This window comes from Ruegeria sp. AE3 (assembly GCF_056542225.1).
Window position 1 is genome coordinate 516062 of sequence record NZ_JBQFZL010000001.1, and the last position, 13411, is coordinate 529472.

Sequence of the window (13411 nt, forward strand, 5' to 3'; positions counted from 1 at the left end):
CCTTAGGTGCGCCTAACCGGCCCGCATCAGCATTCCGAACAGGTCGCGCGGATCGTCCGGGTCTGCCAGCATGTCCAGAGGTTCAAAGAATGCGGTGCTTTCGATCGCCTGCTTGACATAACGCAGGGCTGAGAAATCTTCAATCGCGAAGCCAACGCTGTCGAACAGGGTGATTTGGCGGTTGTCTGTGCGCCCTTTGGCAGCACCGGTCATGACCTGCCACATCTCGGTCACGGGATGATCAGCATCCAGCGCCTGAATCTCGCCCTCGATCCGGGTTTGCTCGGGATATTCGACGAAAATGTCTGAGCGCAGCAAGATGTCGCGATGCAATTCTGTCTTGCCGGGGCAATCGCCACCGATGGCGTTGATGTGGACGCCGGGACCGACCATGTTGTCGGTGAGGATGGTGGCGTTTTTCTTGTCTGCCGTGCAGGTGGTGATGATCTGAGCGCCTTCAATAGAATCTTCCGGCGTCTTGCATGGGACGACCGTCAGGCCCTTGCCTTGTAGGTTTGCGGCGCATTTCGCTGTTGCACCGGGATCGGTATCGTAAAGCCGCACAGTGTCGATCCCGCACATTGCCTTGAAAGCGAGGCATTGGAACTCGGACTGCGCCCCATTGCCGATCATGGCCATGGTTGTGGCATTCTTCGGGGCAAGATAGCGTCCGACCAGAGCCGACGTTGCCGCCGTGCGCAACGCCGTCAGCATCGTCATTTCGGTCAGCAGTGTGGGATATCCGGTGTAAACATCCGCCAGCAATCCGAATGCGGTCACAGTTTGCAGACCCTCGGAGGTGTTTTTGGGATGACCGTTCACGTATTTGAACCCATATGCCTCACCATCCGAGGTGGGCATCAGTTCAATCACACCGTGCGGAGAATGCGCCGGGATACGCGGGGTCTTGTCAAAGCTTTCCCACCGTTTGAAATCGGATTCGATTTGATCGGCGATCTGAACGATCATCTGTTCGACGCCAATGTGGTGGATCAAACGCATCATGTTGTCGACGGACACAAAAGGCACGAGTGCCTTGTCAGAAGGTTGCATCGTACTCTCCTATCGGCGGGCAAGGTGGACGCCTGCAATCATGCAGCGTACTGACCCACCAGCGGTTTCGATTGTTGGGACGGACAGTGGCAAAGGCGTTGCACTGGCTTGGATTATTTTGATTTGATCAGGAGTGAGGGCGCCTAACGCTCGGCTCGACAATGCCAGCACCAATCCATCGCGTCCCTTCAACTCAATTGCATTCCCCGCAAATTCGGCGATTTGGTCATGAGTCAGATCAATCACGGTTCGACCGGATTCCTCTAACCGATTGCGAATGTTCAAGCGACGGTCGGGGTCCGATATCATGTCGAGGCAGATTAACGCGTAATGAGTGCCGATCCCCATCAATACGTTGGTATGATAAACGTCCCTGCCTTTTGCGTCGCGGGCCTGAAAGGCAATTGGTTCATAGTTGAAATGAGTGCAGAACCGCTCCAGCAAGACCGGGTCGGCGCGATTGGACGTGACTGTATACGCGATGCGGGCAATGTGGTCCAACACCATCGCACCTGTCCCTTCCAGCGCAAGGTTGTCTTGTTCCAGCCCGGAATAGTCTATGACATCCTGCACGCGATACTCATGTTTGAGCAGTTCGATGACATCGGTTCGCCGCTCGCGTCGGCGAGAGGGCACGAACATCGGGTAAACTGCTATGTGACCACCAGGATGTGTGGAAAACCAATTGTTTGGGAAAACGCTGTCGGGTGTGTCGAGATCGCCAAAATCATCAAAAACGTGAACAGTGATTCCTGTGTCGCGCAGGCGTTGAACTGCCTGGTCATGTTCATCTCTCGCAGCTTCCGACGTGGCTGCGGCCGACGTGATACTCAGCGTTTGAAACGCATTGTCATCGCGTGTTTCCGGGTTGGAGGCAAAGGCATGTGGCCGGATCATTACTGCTGCAGACGGTGCTTGTAGCGATAGCATCAGAAACTCCGGGTGGGGCGGTCAAAGACGCGACGGCCCATAAGTGAGGCGGCCAGATCGACCATAAGTTTTGCAGTGCGGCCACGTTCATCCAAAAACGGGTTCAGTTCGACAAGATCCAGCGAACTGACCAGTCCGCTTTCATGCAGCAGTTCCATGACCAGATGAGCCTCGCGCTCGGTCGCACCGCCGGGAACAGTGGTGCCGACGGCAGGGGCGATGGCCGGGTCCAGGAAATCAACATCCAACGAAACGTGGAGAAGGGCGTTTTCAGCTTTGACGCGGTCCAGAAACGCCAGCAACGGGGCCTTGATCCCATGTTCGTCAATGCTGCGCATGTCGGCCAGCATGGCCCGGTTTTGTTCCAGCGCCGAACGTTCTGCCGGGTCGACAGAGCGTAGGCCGATCATGCCGACGCGGTCCGTTGGCACGATGGCAGGTAAGGAAGGAAATGCCTCGAACCCCGGCCTTCCTGTAAAATAGGCGACGGGTGTGCCATGCAGGTTGCCGCTGTCTGTGCTGTCGGGGGTGTGAAAGTCACTATGGGCATCCAGCCACAGAACGAACAGCGGGCGGTCAATCTTTGCAGCATAAGCGGCCATCCCGGTCACGGTTCCCATGGACAACGCGTGATCGCCGCCCATGAAAATCGGAATGCCCCGATCAGCCGCTTTTAGCGCGACCTTGCTCAGCGCTTGCGTCCAACCGATGCATTCGGGCAGCGCGAACAGGTGCGGATGTTCGGGCAAGCCGGTTTCTTCAGGTTGCACGTCGCCCCAATCGCAAACGGAGTGACCAAGATCGGTCAAGGCCTGATCCAGCCCGGCCACGCGATATGCGTCAGGACCCATTCGGCAACCCTGACGCCGTTTTCCGGCGTCCATCGGCGCGCCGACTAAAATGATGTTATTGCGTTCCATGTGGTCCATTTAGGCCGTCACTGTGTCTTGCGTGAAGAGCGCAAAATGCTCAAAATGGTTCAGGAAACTCCTTAGTGAGAAAGTGATATGGACGAATTGGATAGTCGTCTGCTGGGCGCATTGCAGCGTGACGCGCGCGCCAGCCTGTCAGAGCTGTCGGAAACGCTGGGCGTAACCCGCACTACGGTGCGCAGCCGTTTGCAACGGCTCAAGCAATCTGGTGAGATCGTCGGTTTTACTGTGTTGACGCGTCGGGATCTGGCACAAAGCCCTGTGCGTGGGCTGATGATGCTAGAAATCGAGGGGCGCGGTACCGAGCGCGTGATGTCCCGGATCGGGGCTATGCGGCAGGTCACGGCGGTCCATTCGACCAACGGCAGTTGGGATTTGATTGCCGAAATCAGTACGGAAACTCTGGCCGAGCTGGACGAGGTTCTGTTTCATATTCGCAGGATCGACGGCGTTACACGTTCGGAAACGAACCTGCTGCTGTCAACGCGCAAGGGGCGGCTCTAGTGCTTTGAGATAAATGCGAATTGTGCCAGAGTTCGTGAGTAGACAGGGTGCGGCTTACCCTTAGGTAGGCCTCTTGCTGATTAAGGGTTCAGTATTTCCGGAAGGCTTGCGGCATGACCACATCTGATAATGGTGACGAACCTTTGGCCGAAAAGTGGGCCGAACGTCTTGCTGGTCTACTGGAGAAACCCTGGCTGCGCATCGCGATACCGGTCGTTATTACCGGGATTGCCCTTTCGGTTTTGCACGATCTGTTGGCCCATGTGAAATGGTCGGATGTCCAGACAGATATTTCGGCGACATCATGGAAGTTGATGTTTTTTGCGATGTGCTGGACAGCGTTCAGCTTTTTGTCGCTGTCGCTCTATGATGTGTTCGCGGTACAAAGCGTGGCGGATGGCAAGGTGCCGTTACCTGTGGCGGGGATGGCCGGAGCCAGTGGATACGCAGTGTCGAACTGCCTTGGATTTTCCTACATCACAGGAACCGCAATCCGGTATCGGATATACGCGTCGCTTGGCTTGGATCTTGGCCGGGTGGCTGGTGTAATCGCAACCTCATGGGTGGCGTTCTGGATGGGTCTGATCCTGATTCTGGGCCTGTTGCTGACCCTGCACCCGGATGGAATATCCAAGGTGATGCCCGTCAGCGAAACGGTCGAAACCACCATAGGATTGTGCTTGCTGGTTGCATTTGTCGCGATGTTCATTTGGCTGTCCAGCGGTGGCCGACGGTTGGCTGTTGCAGGTGTCGGTTTCGATTTGCCCGGAGGCAAACTGGCGGGCCTGCTGACGTTGGCTGCCATCGGCGACCTGTTTGGCGCATCCATGGCGCTTTACGTACTGATGCCGGATGATTTGGGGGTCGGGTACCCGTATTTCTTCACCATCTATATCGCTGCCATTGCCGTTGGAATCCTGAGCCATGCGCCGGGCGGGATCGGCGTGTTTGAGGCGACATTGATTGCCGGTCTGGGGGCGTCGGGTCGTTCGGATGTGATTGCTGCGTTGCTGCTTTACCGGGTGGTTTACACTTTTTTGCCATTTGCAGTCGCCAGCCTTTCCATTGCCGTTGCATCGGTCTTGACCCAAAGACACATGATCGGCGGTGCCGCGGTTTGGGTCTATCGTGTGATCCGCCCCATGGTTCCAATGGTCGCGGCCGGGGTTGCCGCAGTGGCCGGGGTGATCTTGCTGGTGTCGGGCGCGCTGCCAGCGGGGGCGCAAAAGCTCGGCACGCTGAAAGATCTGCTGCCCCTGTCATTTGTCGAGGCTTCGCATCTTGCAGGCAGCGTCGTAGGCGTATTGCTGTTGCTGGTCTCGCGCGGGTTGTTCCGCAAGCTCTACAGGGCATGGGTCGTTGCGATGGTGTTGATGGGGGCGGGATTCTTTGCTTCGCTTGCAAAGGGGCTCGACATCCACGAAGCGCTTTCGATGCTGGGAACGATTGGTCTGCTGGCCATGTTTCGCGGTGCGTTCTACCGGGTCAGTGGCGCGTCGATATTTCGGTTGAACATCCCATGGCTGATCAGTGTCGTAGTTCTGCTGGCGGTGATTTTCTGGATCGGGCTGTTTGCATATTCGCATGTCGAATACCAAAATGATCTGTGGTGGCAGTTTGCTTGGAACGGTGACGCCTCGCGCTTTTTGCGGTCCAGCCTTGTCGTGGCCGTGATCGTGGGCATTGTTGCCATGAACTCTCTGTTCGGGCGTGAGATTCCGACACCACAGCGGGTTGAAATCCCAGAGGTTGTCGAGCGGCTAGTGATGGAGAGTGAGGATACGGAATCCCAAATCTCGCTTACCGGTGACAAGCAATTCCTGATCTCACCGGATGAGACCGCGTTTATTGCCTACGCCGACACAGGCAATGCGCTGATTTCGAAAGGAGAACCGGTTGGTGACGAGGGTGCCGGGCAGCAACTGATTTGGCAGCTTCGGGAAATGGCGGATCGCGAAGGTAAACTTTGCGCGTTCTACAGTGTCTCGACCAAATATCTGCCAACTTTTCTGGATCTTGGACTGTCGATCCTGAAAATTGGCGAGGTTGCGCGGGTTTCTTTGCACGATTTCTCGCTGGACGGAAAGTCGCGCAAGCGGTTCCGGCAAGCCAAGAACCGTGCTGAACGCGAAGGATATGTGTTCGAGATTGTTCCGAAGGAAGAACTGGCGCCTCTGTTGTCAGACTTGCGTGGGATTTCAGACCGCTGGCTTGCGCAAAAGGCCGGTGCAGAAAAGGGCTTTGCGCTGGGGGGATTTGATGATGAATACCTGTCCTATTTCGATCATGCTATCCTGCGTGATGGCAACACCGGCAAGATCATGGCCTTTGCCAATCTGTTCCAAGGGGGGAACAAGTCGGAGCTGTCGCTGGATCTTATGCGCTATGAACCCGATAGCCCAAGTTTCCTTATGGACGCTCTTTTCGCCGACATGATGGATTGGGGCGCGCAGCAGGGGTTTCACTGGTTTTCACTTGGTGCCGCACCGTTTTCAGGGATCGAAAACCGTCAGCTTGCTTCGCTTTGGAACCGCATCGGTGGGTTCGTTTACGAACATGGCGAGCAATTCTACCATTTTGAAGGCCTGCGCGCGTTCAAGCAGAAGTTCGATCCGGAATGGAGCCCGAATTATCTGGCCAGCCCCGGCGGGCTGGCCGCGCCCCGCATTCTGTATGAGGTCAATATCCTGATCTCGGGCGGATTGCGCGGGTTAACCAAGTAGCACTTAATTCAGGCTTGCGCGGGTTGGGGTTTTCTGCAGCAGATCGCCCCAGTCCGTGCGATAGGCCATCTCGGCCAGAACGGTTTCGGGCAGGAATTCCTGGTTTTGCCGGATCTGCCATCCGCCGCCCAGGCCCTTGTAAACCGCCACCAGATTGCTGGATACCTGCTGCCGTGCCTCGATCAGATTGGCCTGCGACCGCAATAGCGCGGTCTGGGTGTTCAGCACGCGCGAATAATCGGCAATGCCGTCTGTATACTGGCTGACGGCGATTTCGGCAGCTTTGCGTGAGGCCTCGACACTTTGTTGATAGAACCCAACCTGCTTACGTGCCTGCGCATAAGCGACCATGGCACTTTCAACTTCGGAATAAGCGGTCAGCACAGTGTTCTGATAATTCGCAATCAGCGCCTGATAAGCGGCGTCCTGCGCGCGAACATTGTTCTTGATGCGGCCATAGTTCAGCACATTCCAGACCACACCGGCACTGGCCAGACCGGTTGTGCTGCCACCGCTGAACAGATCGCGCCCGCCGGATGCCTGCAGCCCGATCGCGCCAGACAGGATGAATTGGGGATACAGGTCCGCCATCGCGATGCCCACTTGTGCCGATTGCGTGGCTGCCGCCAGTTCAGCCGCGCGCACATCCGGGCGGCGGCGTAGCAATTCAGCGGGAACGCCCACTGCCACATTTGCTCGGGCCGATGGAATGTGGCTGGAATTGCCCAACAGACCGGTCATGCGTGAAGGTGTCGTGCCCAACAACACCGCAAGCGCGTTCTTGGTCTGTTGCAAGTCGCTTTCCAGTTCGGGTACCAGCGCCTTAGTGTTGTTCAGCAGGGCGGTGGATTCCTGCACGTCCAGTTCCGTGGTGACGCCATTGTTAAACCGCAGCTGAGTCAGGTCTGCCGAATCCTGCTGCAATTTGATGTTCTCACGCGCAATTGCCAGCGTCTCTTGCAACGCCCGGATATTGACGTAAAGCGCGGCGACATCCCCGGTCAGCGTCACCAACGCGTCGTCGTAATTCGCCACTTGCAGGGCCAGATTGGATCGCGCGGCCTGAACGCCGCGCCGCTGCGCGCCCCAGACGTCCAACTCCCACTGGGCATCGAAGCCGACTTGCGAGGTCGAGAATTCGGTATCCAGCGGGATGACGCGATTGACATCCGAAATCGGCCCCAGATTGTCGCTGATCTGGCGCCGTTCAAGCGAGCCGCCAATGGCCTGCGACTGCGGGTAAAGCTCGCCAAAGGCGATACCCAGTTGTGCACGGGCCTGCAAAACCCGCGCGCCAGCGACCTGAAGTGTCAGGTTCTGGGCGTAGGCCTCGGCAATCAGTTTGTTGAGGGTAGGATCATTGAATGTTTGCCACCATTTCACGACAGGCGCACTGCGCGACGTCAGCCCGCTTTGACCGGCGCTGGGGTTGTTGACCTCAATCCACTGTTTCACGACCGGTGAGTTGGGGCGCACGAAATCCGGCCCAACGGGTGTGCAGGCCGCGAGAGTGGCGGCACAAATGGCGGTTCCCAACAACCTGCGGAGTGTCATGGCGCGCATCCTCAGATATCCAGAGGTCGGATGAAGTTGGCGAAGGAATAGAGACGGATGTTGATACGCCTCAGAAACTCAAAACTTTTGCCTTGGCCTGTATAGATCGCCACTGCGGCATGACCACCTGCCGGGAAAATGTGGTCTTCCGGAACATCGACGGTGATCTGGACCGCAATCCGACCGGGCAGTTTGGGCAGCTCGAAACCGGGCAGGCGGCCCGACGGGATGAGTTGCCCCTGCCGGGTGGCCCACCAGATCGCTTCGACCTTGCCCGTCAGGATTTCACCGGGATAAAGATCAAGTGCAACTTCGACCTCTTGCCCCGGCTCGACAAATTTCAGGTTCTGCTGGCGGAACGTGGCAAGGATATAAGGGCTTTCATCAGTCACAAAGCTGGCAATCGCACCCAATCGGACGTCACCGACTACCAATCCGGGGCGAGCCTGCTGTGAGACGATCATGCCATTTTCAGGCGCATAGATTGTTGTGTTTTCCAGAAAATATTCGGCTTCGGCCAATTGCGCCTGCGCCTGAAGGATGCCGGTGTTCACGCCGTCAATCTGCGATTCCAGCGCCAGCTGAGCCTTGGCCAGGTTCGCCTCGGCCTGTTTAACGGCGGCCTGATCTTCCGTCACCTGTTCGTTCCAACGGTCGAGGTCGTCCTGACGGGCACCTCCGGCGGGAACAAGGTTCTCATACCGCGCCTGTTGGGTTTGCGCATAAGCCAGTTGTGCATTGGCCCGTTCGACAGCTTCGGTCGACGCGATAACATCCTGTTCAAGGATTTTGGCATTCTGCGCTGCCGCCACCAACTGGGCCTGTGCATTATCGACCGCCAGCGAAAACACCGTATCGTCGAACCGATAAAGCGGATCGCCCTTTGTGACCGGTGTGTTCGGTTCAACAAGAACCTCGGACAGGATCGTCGGCTGTGTCAGCTTTGGGATGATCTGTATGGTCGAACGCACCACGTGGCTGTCTGCCGAAAACGGCTGAAAGAAGCGCAACGCCACAAGGAAGATCAGCAGCAGATGTGCGCCCACCCAGAACGAAACAATGCCCCAGGCAATGTTAAACTTCAGCCATTCCAGCTTGAAGAAAATGAGCCAGACGAAAATGATGTAGAACAGAGTGATGCCGAGGGCGACGAACATAGGTATTAGGGTCCTTCGGTCTTAACTGGGTTGTGTGTCGTCTGTGTCCAGACGATTCTGGTATTCGGGTTTGACCTTGCCGCCCAAGCGTTTGATTTCATCGCGAATGGCATCTTTTTCCTCGTCCGGGCCGCGGCGAATATCGACCGTGACGCCATCGTGAAAAGCCCACATGAAGGCGTGTACCCAGGGCACGACAGCCAAGAACCCCATCCATCCCATGATCTTTACAGCTTCGGCGTGGGGATGATTGCGTTTGATCGCGATCCGCCCCGGAAGGCCCATAATGAAAAGGAACAGCGCCATAACTGCTGCAAGCAGCAGGATCAGCGCGGCCAATGTCAGATAGTCATAATAGCCCAGCGGCTGGCCCAGTAGTCCCATGCGTGTGCCTCCATCAGGGGAAGGTTAGGGTATCCTCAGTCATTCGCTTTCAGTTCGTCAATCAACTTGTAGTCGGTGGGCGGGTCATCACAAATGCCCGGTCCGCATTCCAGCAGAGTTGAACCGGCGTTCAGCACGGCCAGTGCCAGCATGACAAAGAAGGCGGTTTTTGCCAGCTTGTTTCCCCCAAATCGTACCTCGCTGGTCGCGCCCGAGACATATTGGCGATCAAACAGCAGCATGAACGACGTACCCAGCAGGACTAGGAAAAAGGCGATGCCCGCCCAAGTGTAATAATGCAGCCCAAGAACGGGCGATCCATAGTGGCCGGTTCCCGGCACAATGTGCAACAGGATTTGCCGGATCGAAACACTGCCGCCATACAAAGCTGCAATCAGCATGATGGCATAGTGCTGCGGTCGCGCGCCATACAGCAGGTTCAAGCCCAGCCCGACGCCGACAGCAACAAAGCCGACACGCTGCAACAGGCAAAGCGGGCAAGGCAGTTCGTAAAGGAAAAGTTGATAAAAAAACGCCAGCGCCAGAACGAGACAGACGGCCAACATTCCGATCGCGTTAAATGTTCGTGACAGTTCAGGTGTCATGACGAGGCCCTCAAAGCTGAATTGTCAGCTGACTGGTGGCGTGGAATTTCAACCAGTAGACACTCAGGGCAATTGTAACAAAGAACAGCGCATTGCCTGCCTTCGTCATGTTGAAATAGTTGAGCCCCATCGTGGCGGTAAGTAGTGCAAATAAAAGCGCAATCATGGCCCGGTGCTCCCCTCCCGTGCACATATCTTTATGCAGACGATAGTGTCAGGCCGGGTGGCATCTGGCAAGCGACGTGGTAATTTTGAGACTATTCTTAATGTCCGCTAGTTACACAGTACGATGTCCGTTTGCCATTCCTGACTGCGCAGGTGCAGATCGCCAGGTAACGGCGCATCAGTGTAGATCGCGTCTATTTCAGCCAAGGAAGTGATGCGCGCCGGGGCCGAGCGGTGAAACTTTGAATGGTCGGCAACCAGAAAAGTTCGGCGTGCCTGCGCAATGATGGTCTGGCTGACTTGTACCTCCTGAAAGTCGAAGTCCAGAAGATCTCCGTCAGTGTCCAAAGCTGAACAGCCGATCACGGCAAGATCAAATTTGAATTGCCGAATGGTCGAAACAGTCAGGGTCCCGATCAACCCGCCGTCTGTGCGCCGCAGGACGCCTCCAGCCATGACGACCTCACAATCCGGGTTCTCAATCAGAATGTTTGCGACATTCATGTTGTTCGTCACAACCATCAGGTTCTTGTGGTGCAGCAATTGCCGCGCCACGGCCTCGGTTGAGGTCCCGATGTTCATGAAGATCGACGCACCGTCGGGGATATCGGTGGCGCAAGCCTGTGCAATACGGGTTTTGGCGTCGGAATTCAGGGCGCGGCGGTCTTCATATCCGATGTTGGAAACGCCCGAGCGCAGAACCGCGCCGCCATGCACCCGATCCAGTTTACCTGCCTCGGCCAGCTCGGTCAGGTCGCGCCGGATCGTCTGGACCGTGACACCAAATCTTTCGGCCAACCCGTCAACGGTGACGCGGCCTTCGGCCCCGGCAATGTCCAGAATGTCAGATTGGCGGAAAGACAGGGACATGGGTGTTTCCAGACTTGAAGTGTTTCTTTTCGTTTTTGTTCTTTCTGGCCGGTTTTGCAAGAACGGCATGCGAAAATTTCAGATCAGTGTTGTAAAACGAAAAAATTCGAACATAAACATTGACCATACGAAGGATGTTCTGGCAAATGCCTATCATCCATCCTGACAAGGAATCATTGGCATGCAGTCAGCGGACGTTCAGATAACGGACCTTTTTATCATCGGTGGCGGGATCAATGGTTGCGGCATCGCACGGGATGCTGCTGGCCGCGGGCTGTCAGTTGCTTTGGCAGAGATGAATGATCTGGCTTCAGCGACGTCATCAGCCTCGACCAAATTGTTTCATGGCGGGTTGCGCTATCTGGAATATTTCGAAATCCGTCTGGTCCGTGAGGCCCTGATCGAGCGTGAAACCCTTTTGCGCGCGATGCCGCATATCAGCTGGCCGATGCGCTTCGTGCTGCCATACCATAAGGACATGCGGTTTGACTCGGAAACGCCGACCTCACGGCTGCTCAGCACGGTCATGCCGTGGATGCGCGGGCGGCGTCCGGCCTGGCTGATCCGGTTGGGTTTGCTCATGTATGACAATCTGGGTGGTCGCAAAATTCTGCCGGGCACCACGTCGCTGAACCTGCGATCGGCTCCGGAAGGGGCCCCACTACAGGACAAATTCGAAACGGCTTATGAATATTCCGACTGCTGGGTCGAAGATTCGCGGTTGGTGGTCCTGAATGCCCGCGACGCCGAGGCGCGCGGTGCGCAGATCATGGTGCGAACCGAAGTGATTTCCGCCGAGCGGGTGGACGACCTTTGGCAGGTATCCATTCGCGATCGCGACGGCGGCGAAACCCGTCTTGTCCGGGCCAGAATGCTGATCAATGCAGGTGGCCCTTGGGTCGGGGACATCATCCAGTCCAAGATCCGTGTGAACTCACGCGAGGGTGTTCGGCTTGTTCGGGGCAGCCATATTGTGACACCCCGGCTGTATGACCACGACAAGTGCTATTTTTTTCAGGGCGAAGACGGCCGCATCATTTTCTCCATTCCTTACGAGCAGGATTTTACCCTGATCGGCACAACGGATCAGGATCACCCGGACCCTGACACGAAACCCGTCTGTACTGAGGCCGAGCAGGAGTATCTGTGCACTTTCGCATCGAAGTATTTCAAGCGCGCTGTGACCCGCGAAGATGTTGTGTGGACCTATTCTGGTGTGCGGCCGCTTTATGACGACGGTGCCAGCAGTGCCACCGCTGCAACGCGGGATTACACGCTGAAAGTCGATGCGCAGGGTGGGGCGCCTGTATTGAACGTGTTTGGCGGCAAGATCACCACCTATCGACGGCTCGCGGAAAGTGCTCTTGAGAAGATTGGTGAGTTCTTTCCGAATATGCCGGGCCCCTGGACCGCCGGTGTTGCGCTGCCGGGCGGTGACTTTCCGGTTGACGCTGTTGAAGCCCTGACTGATCAGCTTTTGGCCGCGTATCCGTTTCTGGGTGCCGCCTGGGCTACACGCCTGATCAGGGCCTATGGAACTGAAGCAGCAGATGTCCTTGGGGATGCGCAGCAGTTGTCTGATCTGGGCGAGGATTTTGGCGCAACACTGACCGCGCGGGAAGTCGCGTGGCTGATCGACAAGGAATATGCCAGAACCGCCGAAGATGTCGTCTGGCGGCGCAACAAGCTGGGCCTGCGAATGAGTGCCGAGCAGATCGCGCGGATCGACGGTTGGATGGCTGAACGGCGGATCAGCAGCACGGCCTGATCCATCTTTCTATCCTCTTGGCGGGTGATCCGTGTTGTGCTAGCCGTTGGTTACGGTCGGCAGACACCGAGGCGTCGCTGCTCTTACCCAGAGTGCTAAACCTGCCAGTGAATTTGAAACTATCGCAACCATCCGGGCGTTGTTTCGTCAAGTCAGCGACCAACGATCGCGAAAAACGCCCGATATGGATTTGTGATGAGCAAAACTCCTGTACCGTTGCACGCCGATGATCTGACCGGATTCGTGCGCACCTTGTCCCAACAACTTGGCGACTCTAGCCCGTCGCACCTGACCCTGATGAATATGGTCGCCCGTTCCGCCGGGTTTCAGAACGTGCAACATATGCGCGCCACCAGTGCCGCTGCCAGGCGGATTGAGGCCCGCCCGAAACAACCGGCTGCTGACATGCGTACGGTTGAGCGTGCATTGCACCTGTTCGATGAGCAGGGCAGGCTTCGGCAATGGCCGTCAAAAAGATCTGTGCAGACTTTGTCCTTGTGGGGGCTCTGGTCTGCGGTACCGGCTGCTGCGGTGCTGCAAGAGGGTGACGTCAACGCGTTCCTCAATGCCGAACACTGTTTTGATGACCCTGCAACCCTGCGCCGGACCATGATCTCCTGTGGGCTGCTGACACGGAACCGGGATGGATCGGATTATCGCCGGGTCGAGCAGGCACCGACACCAGAGGCAAAGGTGGTGATCCGCGAAATCTCTGAACGGCGGCGGGGAAGATCAGACTAACGCCAGAAAAAGCCCCGCTAATGTG

General features: G+C 56.7%; 13 protein-coding genes. 4 read left to right on the plus strand and 9 right to left on the minus strand.

All coding sequences use genetic code 11. The features are described from left to right. Positions 1-12: 12 nt before the first annotated feature. The 3 genes from ACR0NZ_RS02565 to rocF are packed head-to-tail and all read right to left on the minus strand — an operon-like array spanning position 13 to position 2903. Positions 13-1053 (minus strand): ornithine cyclodeaminase, encoded by a 1041-nt coding sequence (locus ACR0NZ_RS02565; RefSeq protein ID WP_480516734.1) that lies wholly within the window; start codon positions 1051-1053, stop codon positions 13-15. A gap of 9 nt (positions 1054-1062) precedes the next feature. Continuing rightward, positions 1063-1983 (minus strand): citrulline utilization hydrolase CtlX, encoded by a 921-nt coding sequence (ctlX, locus tag ACR0NZ_RS02570; protein ID WP_480516736.1) that lies wholly within the window; start codon positions 1981-1983, stop codon positions 1063-1065. Further along, entirely contained in the window at positions 1983-2903 is a 921-nt protein-coding gene (gene rocF, locus ACR0NZ_RS02575; protein ID WP_480516738.1) for an arginase, read from the minus strand. The genes ctlX and rocF overlap by 1 nt, the downstream gene beginning before the upstream one ends. An 87-nt stretch (positions 2904-2990) precedes the next feature. Here rocF and ACR0NZ_RS02580 point away from each other — a divergent pair, with 87 nt between their 5' ends. Together ACR0NZ_RS02580 and mprF are read left to right on the plus strand one after the other, a co-directional pair. Beyond that, on the plus strand, positions 2991-3419 hold the full coding sequence (locus ACR0NZ_RS02580) for an Lrp/AsnC family transcriptional regulator (protein WP_480472343.1): 429 nt from the start codon (positions 2991-2993) through the stop codon (positions 3417-3419). A 113-nt stretch (positions 3420-3532) separates the two neighbouring features. Beyond that, the gene (gene mprF / locus ACR0NZ_RS02585) at positions 3533-6142 is read left to right on the plus strand and encodes a bifunctional lysylphosphatidylglycerol flippase/synthetase MprF (protein ID WP_480516740.1); all 2610 of its coding nucleotides are present in this window, start codon (positions 3533-3535) and stop codon (positions 6140-6142) included. 3 nt (positions 6143-6145) lie between these two features. Here mprF and ACR0NZ_RS02590 read toward each other — a convergent pair whose 3' ends face one another. The 6 genes from ACR0NZ_RS02590 to ACR0NZ_RS02615 all read right to left on the minus strand — a co-directional run bounded on the left by ACR0NZ_RS02590 (position 6146) and on the right by ACR0NZ_RS02615 (position 10877). Next, positions 6146-7696 (minus strand): efflux transporter outer membrane subunit, encoded by a 1551-nt coding sequence (locus tag ACR0NZ_RS02590; RefSeq protein WP_480516742.1) that lies wholly within the window; start codon positions 7694-7696, stop codon positions 6146-6148. An 11-nt stretch (positions 7697-7707) separates the two neighbouring features. Further along, positions 7708-8853, minus strand: coding sequence for an HlyD family secretion protein (locus ACR0NZ_RS02595; RefSeq protein WP_480493357.1), 1146 nt, complete (start codon positions 8851-8853; stop codon positions 7708-7710). A 21-nt stretch (positions 8854-8874) separates the two neighbouring features. Then, the gene (locus ACR0NZ_RS02600) at positions 8875-9237 is read right to left on the minus strand and encodes a DUF3302 domain-containing protein (RefSeq protein ID WP_480493356.1); all 363 of its coding nucleotides are present in this window, start codon (positions 9235-9237) and stop codon (positions 8875-8877) included. 35 nt (positions 9238-9272) lie between these two features. Then, complete coding sequence (locus tag ACR0NZ_RS02605) at positions 9273-9842, minus strand: disulfide bond formation protein B (protein WP_480516744.1); 570 nt, start codon at positions 9840-9842, stop codon at positions 9273-9275. 10 nt (positions 9843-9852) lie between these two features. Further along, complete coding sequence (locus ACR0NZ_RS02610; protein ID WP_480493354.1) at positions 9853-10008, minus strand: DUF5993 family protein; 156 nt, start codon at positions 10006-10008, stop codon at positions 9853-9855. Between the two features lie 107 nt (positions 10009-10115). Beyond that, positions 10116-10877, minus strand: a complete 762-nt coding sequence (locus ACR0NZ_RS02615) for a DeoR/GlpR family DNA-binding transcription regulator (RefSeq protein WP_480493353.1) — start codon at positions 10875-10877, stop codon at positions 10116-10118. Between the two features lie 181 nt (positions 10878-11058). Here ACR0NZ_RS02615 and glpD point away from each other — a divergent pair, with 181 nt between their 5' ends. Both glpD and ACR0NZ_RS02625 read left to right on the plus strand, forming a co-directional pair. After that, the gene (gene glpD / locus ACR0NZ_RS02620; RefSeq protein WP_480516746.1) at positions 11059-12645 is read left to right on the plus strand and encodes a glycerol-3-phosphate dehydrogenase; all 1587 of its coding nucleotides are present in this window, start codon (positions 11059-11061) and stop codon (positions 12643-12645) included. A 195-nt stretch (positions 12646-12840) separates the two neighbouring features. After that, the gene (locus ACR0NZ_RS02625) at positions 12841-13386 is read left to right on the plus strand and encodes a DUF2087 domain-containing protein (RefSeq protein ID WP_480516748.1); all 546 of its coding nucleotides are present in this window, start codon (positions 12841-12843) and stop codon (positions 13384-13386) included. The last annotated feature ends 25 nt before the right edge of the window (positions 13387-13411 follow it).

Coding starts and splice junctions, on each gene's coding strand:
- ACR0NZ_RS02565 (WP_480516734.1), bottom strand. CDS start 1,053: ATGCAACCTTCTGACAAGGCACTCGTGCCTTTTGTGTCCGTCGACAAC.
- ctlX (WP_480516736.1), bottom strand. CDS start 1,983: ATGCTATCGCTACAAGCACCGTCTGCAGCAGTAATGATCCGGCCACAT.
- rocF (WP_480516738.1), bottom strand. CDS start 2,903: ATGGAACGCAATAACATCATTTTAGTCGGCGCGCCGATGGACGCCGGA.
- ACR0NZ_RS02580 (WP_480472343.1), top strand. CDS start 2,991: ATGGACGAATTGGATAGTCGTCTGCTGGGCGCATTGCAGCGTGACGCG.
- mprF (WP_480516740.1), top strand. CDS start 3,533: ATGACCACATCTGATAATGGTGACGAACCTTTGGCCGAAAAGTGGGCC.
- ACR0NZ_RS02590 (WP_480516742.1), bottom strand. CDS start 7,696: ATGACACTCCGCAGGTTGTTGGGAACCGCCATTTGTGCCGCCACTCTC.
- ACR0NZ_RS02595 (WP_480493357.1), bottom strand. CDS start 8,853: ATGTTCGTCGCCCTCGGCATCACTCTGTTCTACATCATTTTCGTCTGG.
- ACR0NZ_RS02600 (WP_480493356.1), bottom strand. CDS start 9,237: ATGGGACTACTGGGCCAGCCGCTGGGCTATTATGACTATCTGACATTG.
- ACR0NZ_RS02605 (WP_480516744.1), bottom strand. CDS start 9,842: ATGACACCTGAACTGTCACGAACATTTAACGCGATCGGAATGTTGGCC.
- ACR0NZ_RS02610 (WP_480493354.1), bottom strand. CDS start 10,008: ATGATTGCGCTTTTATTTGCACTACTTACCGCCACGATGGGGCTCAAC.
- ACR0NZ_RS02615 (WP_480493353.1), bottom strand. CDS start 10,877: ATGTCCCTGTCTTTCCGCCAATCTGACATTCTGGACATTGCCGGGGCC.
- glpD (WP_480516746.1), top strand. CDS start 11,059: ATGCAGTCAGCGGACGTTCAGATAACGGACCTTTTTATCATCGGTGGC.
- ACR0NZ_RS02625 (WP_480516748.1), top strand. CDS start 12,841: ATGAGCAAAACTCCTGTACCGTTGCACGCCGATGATCTGACCGGATTC.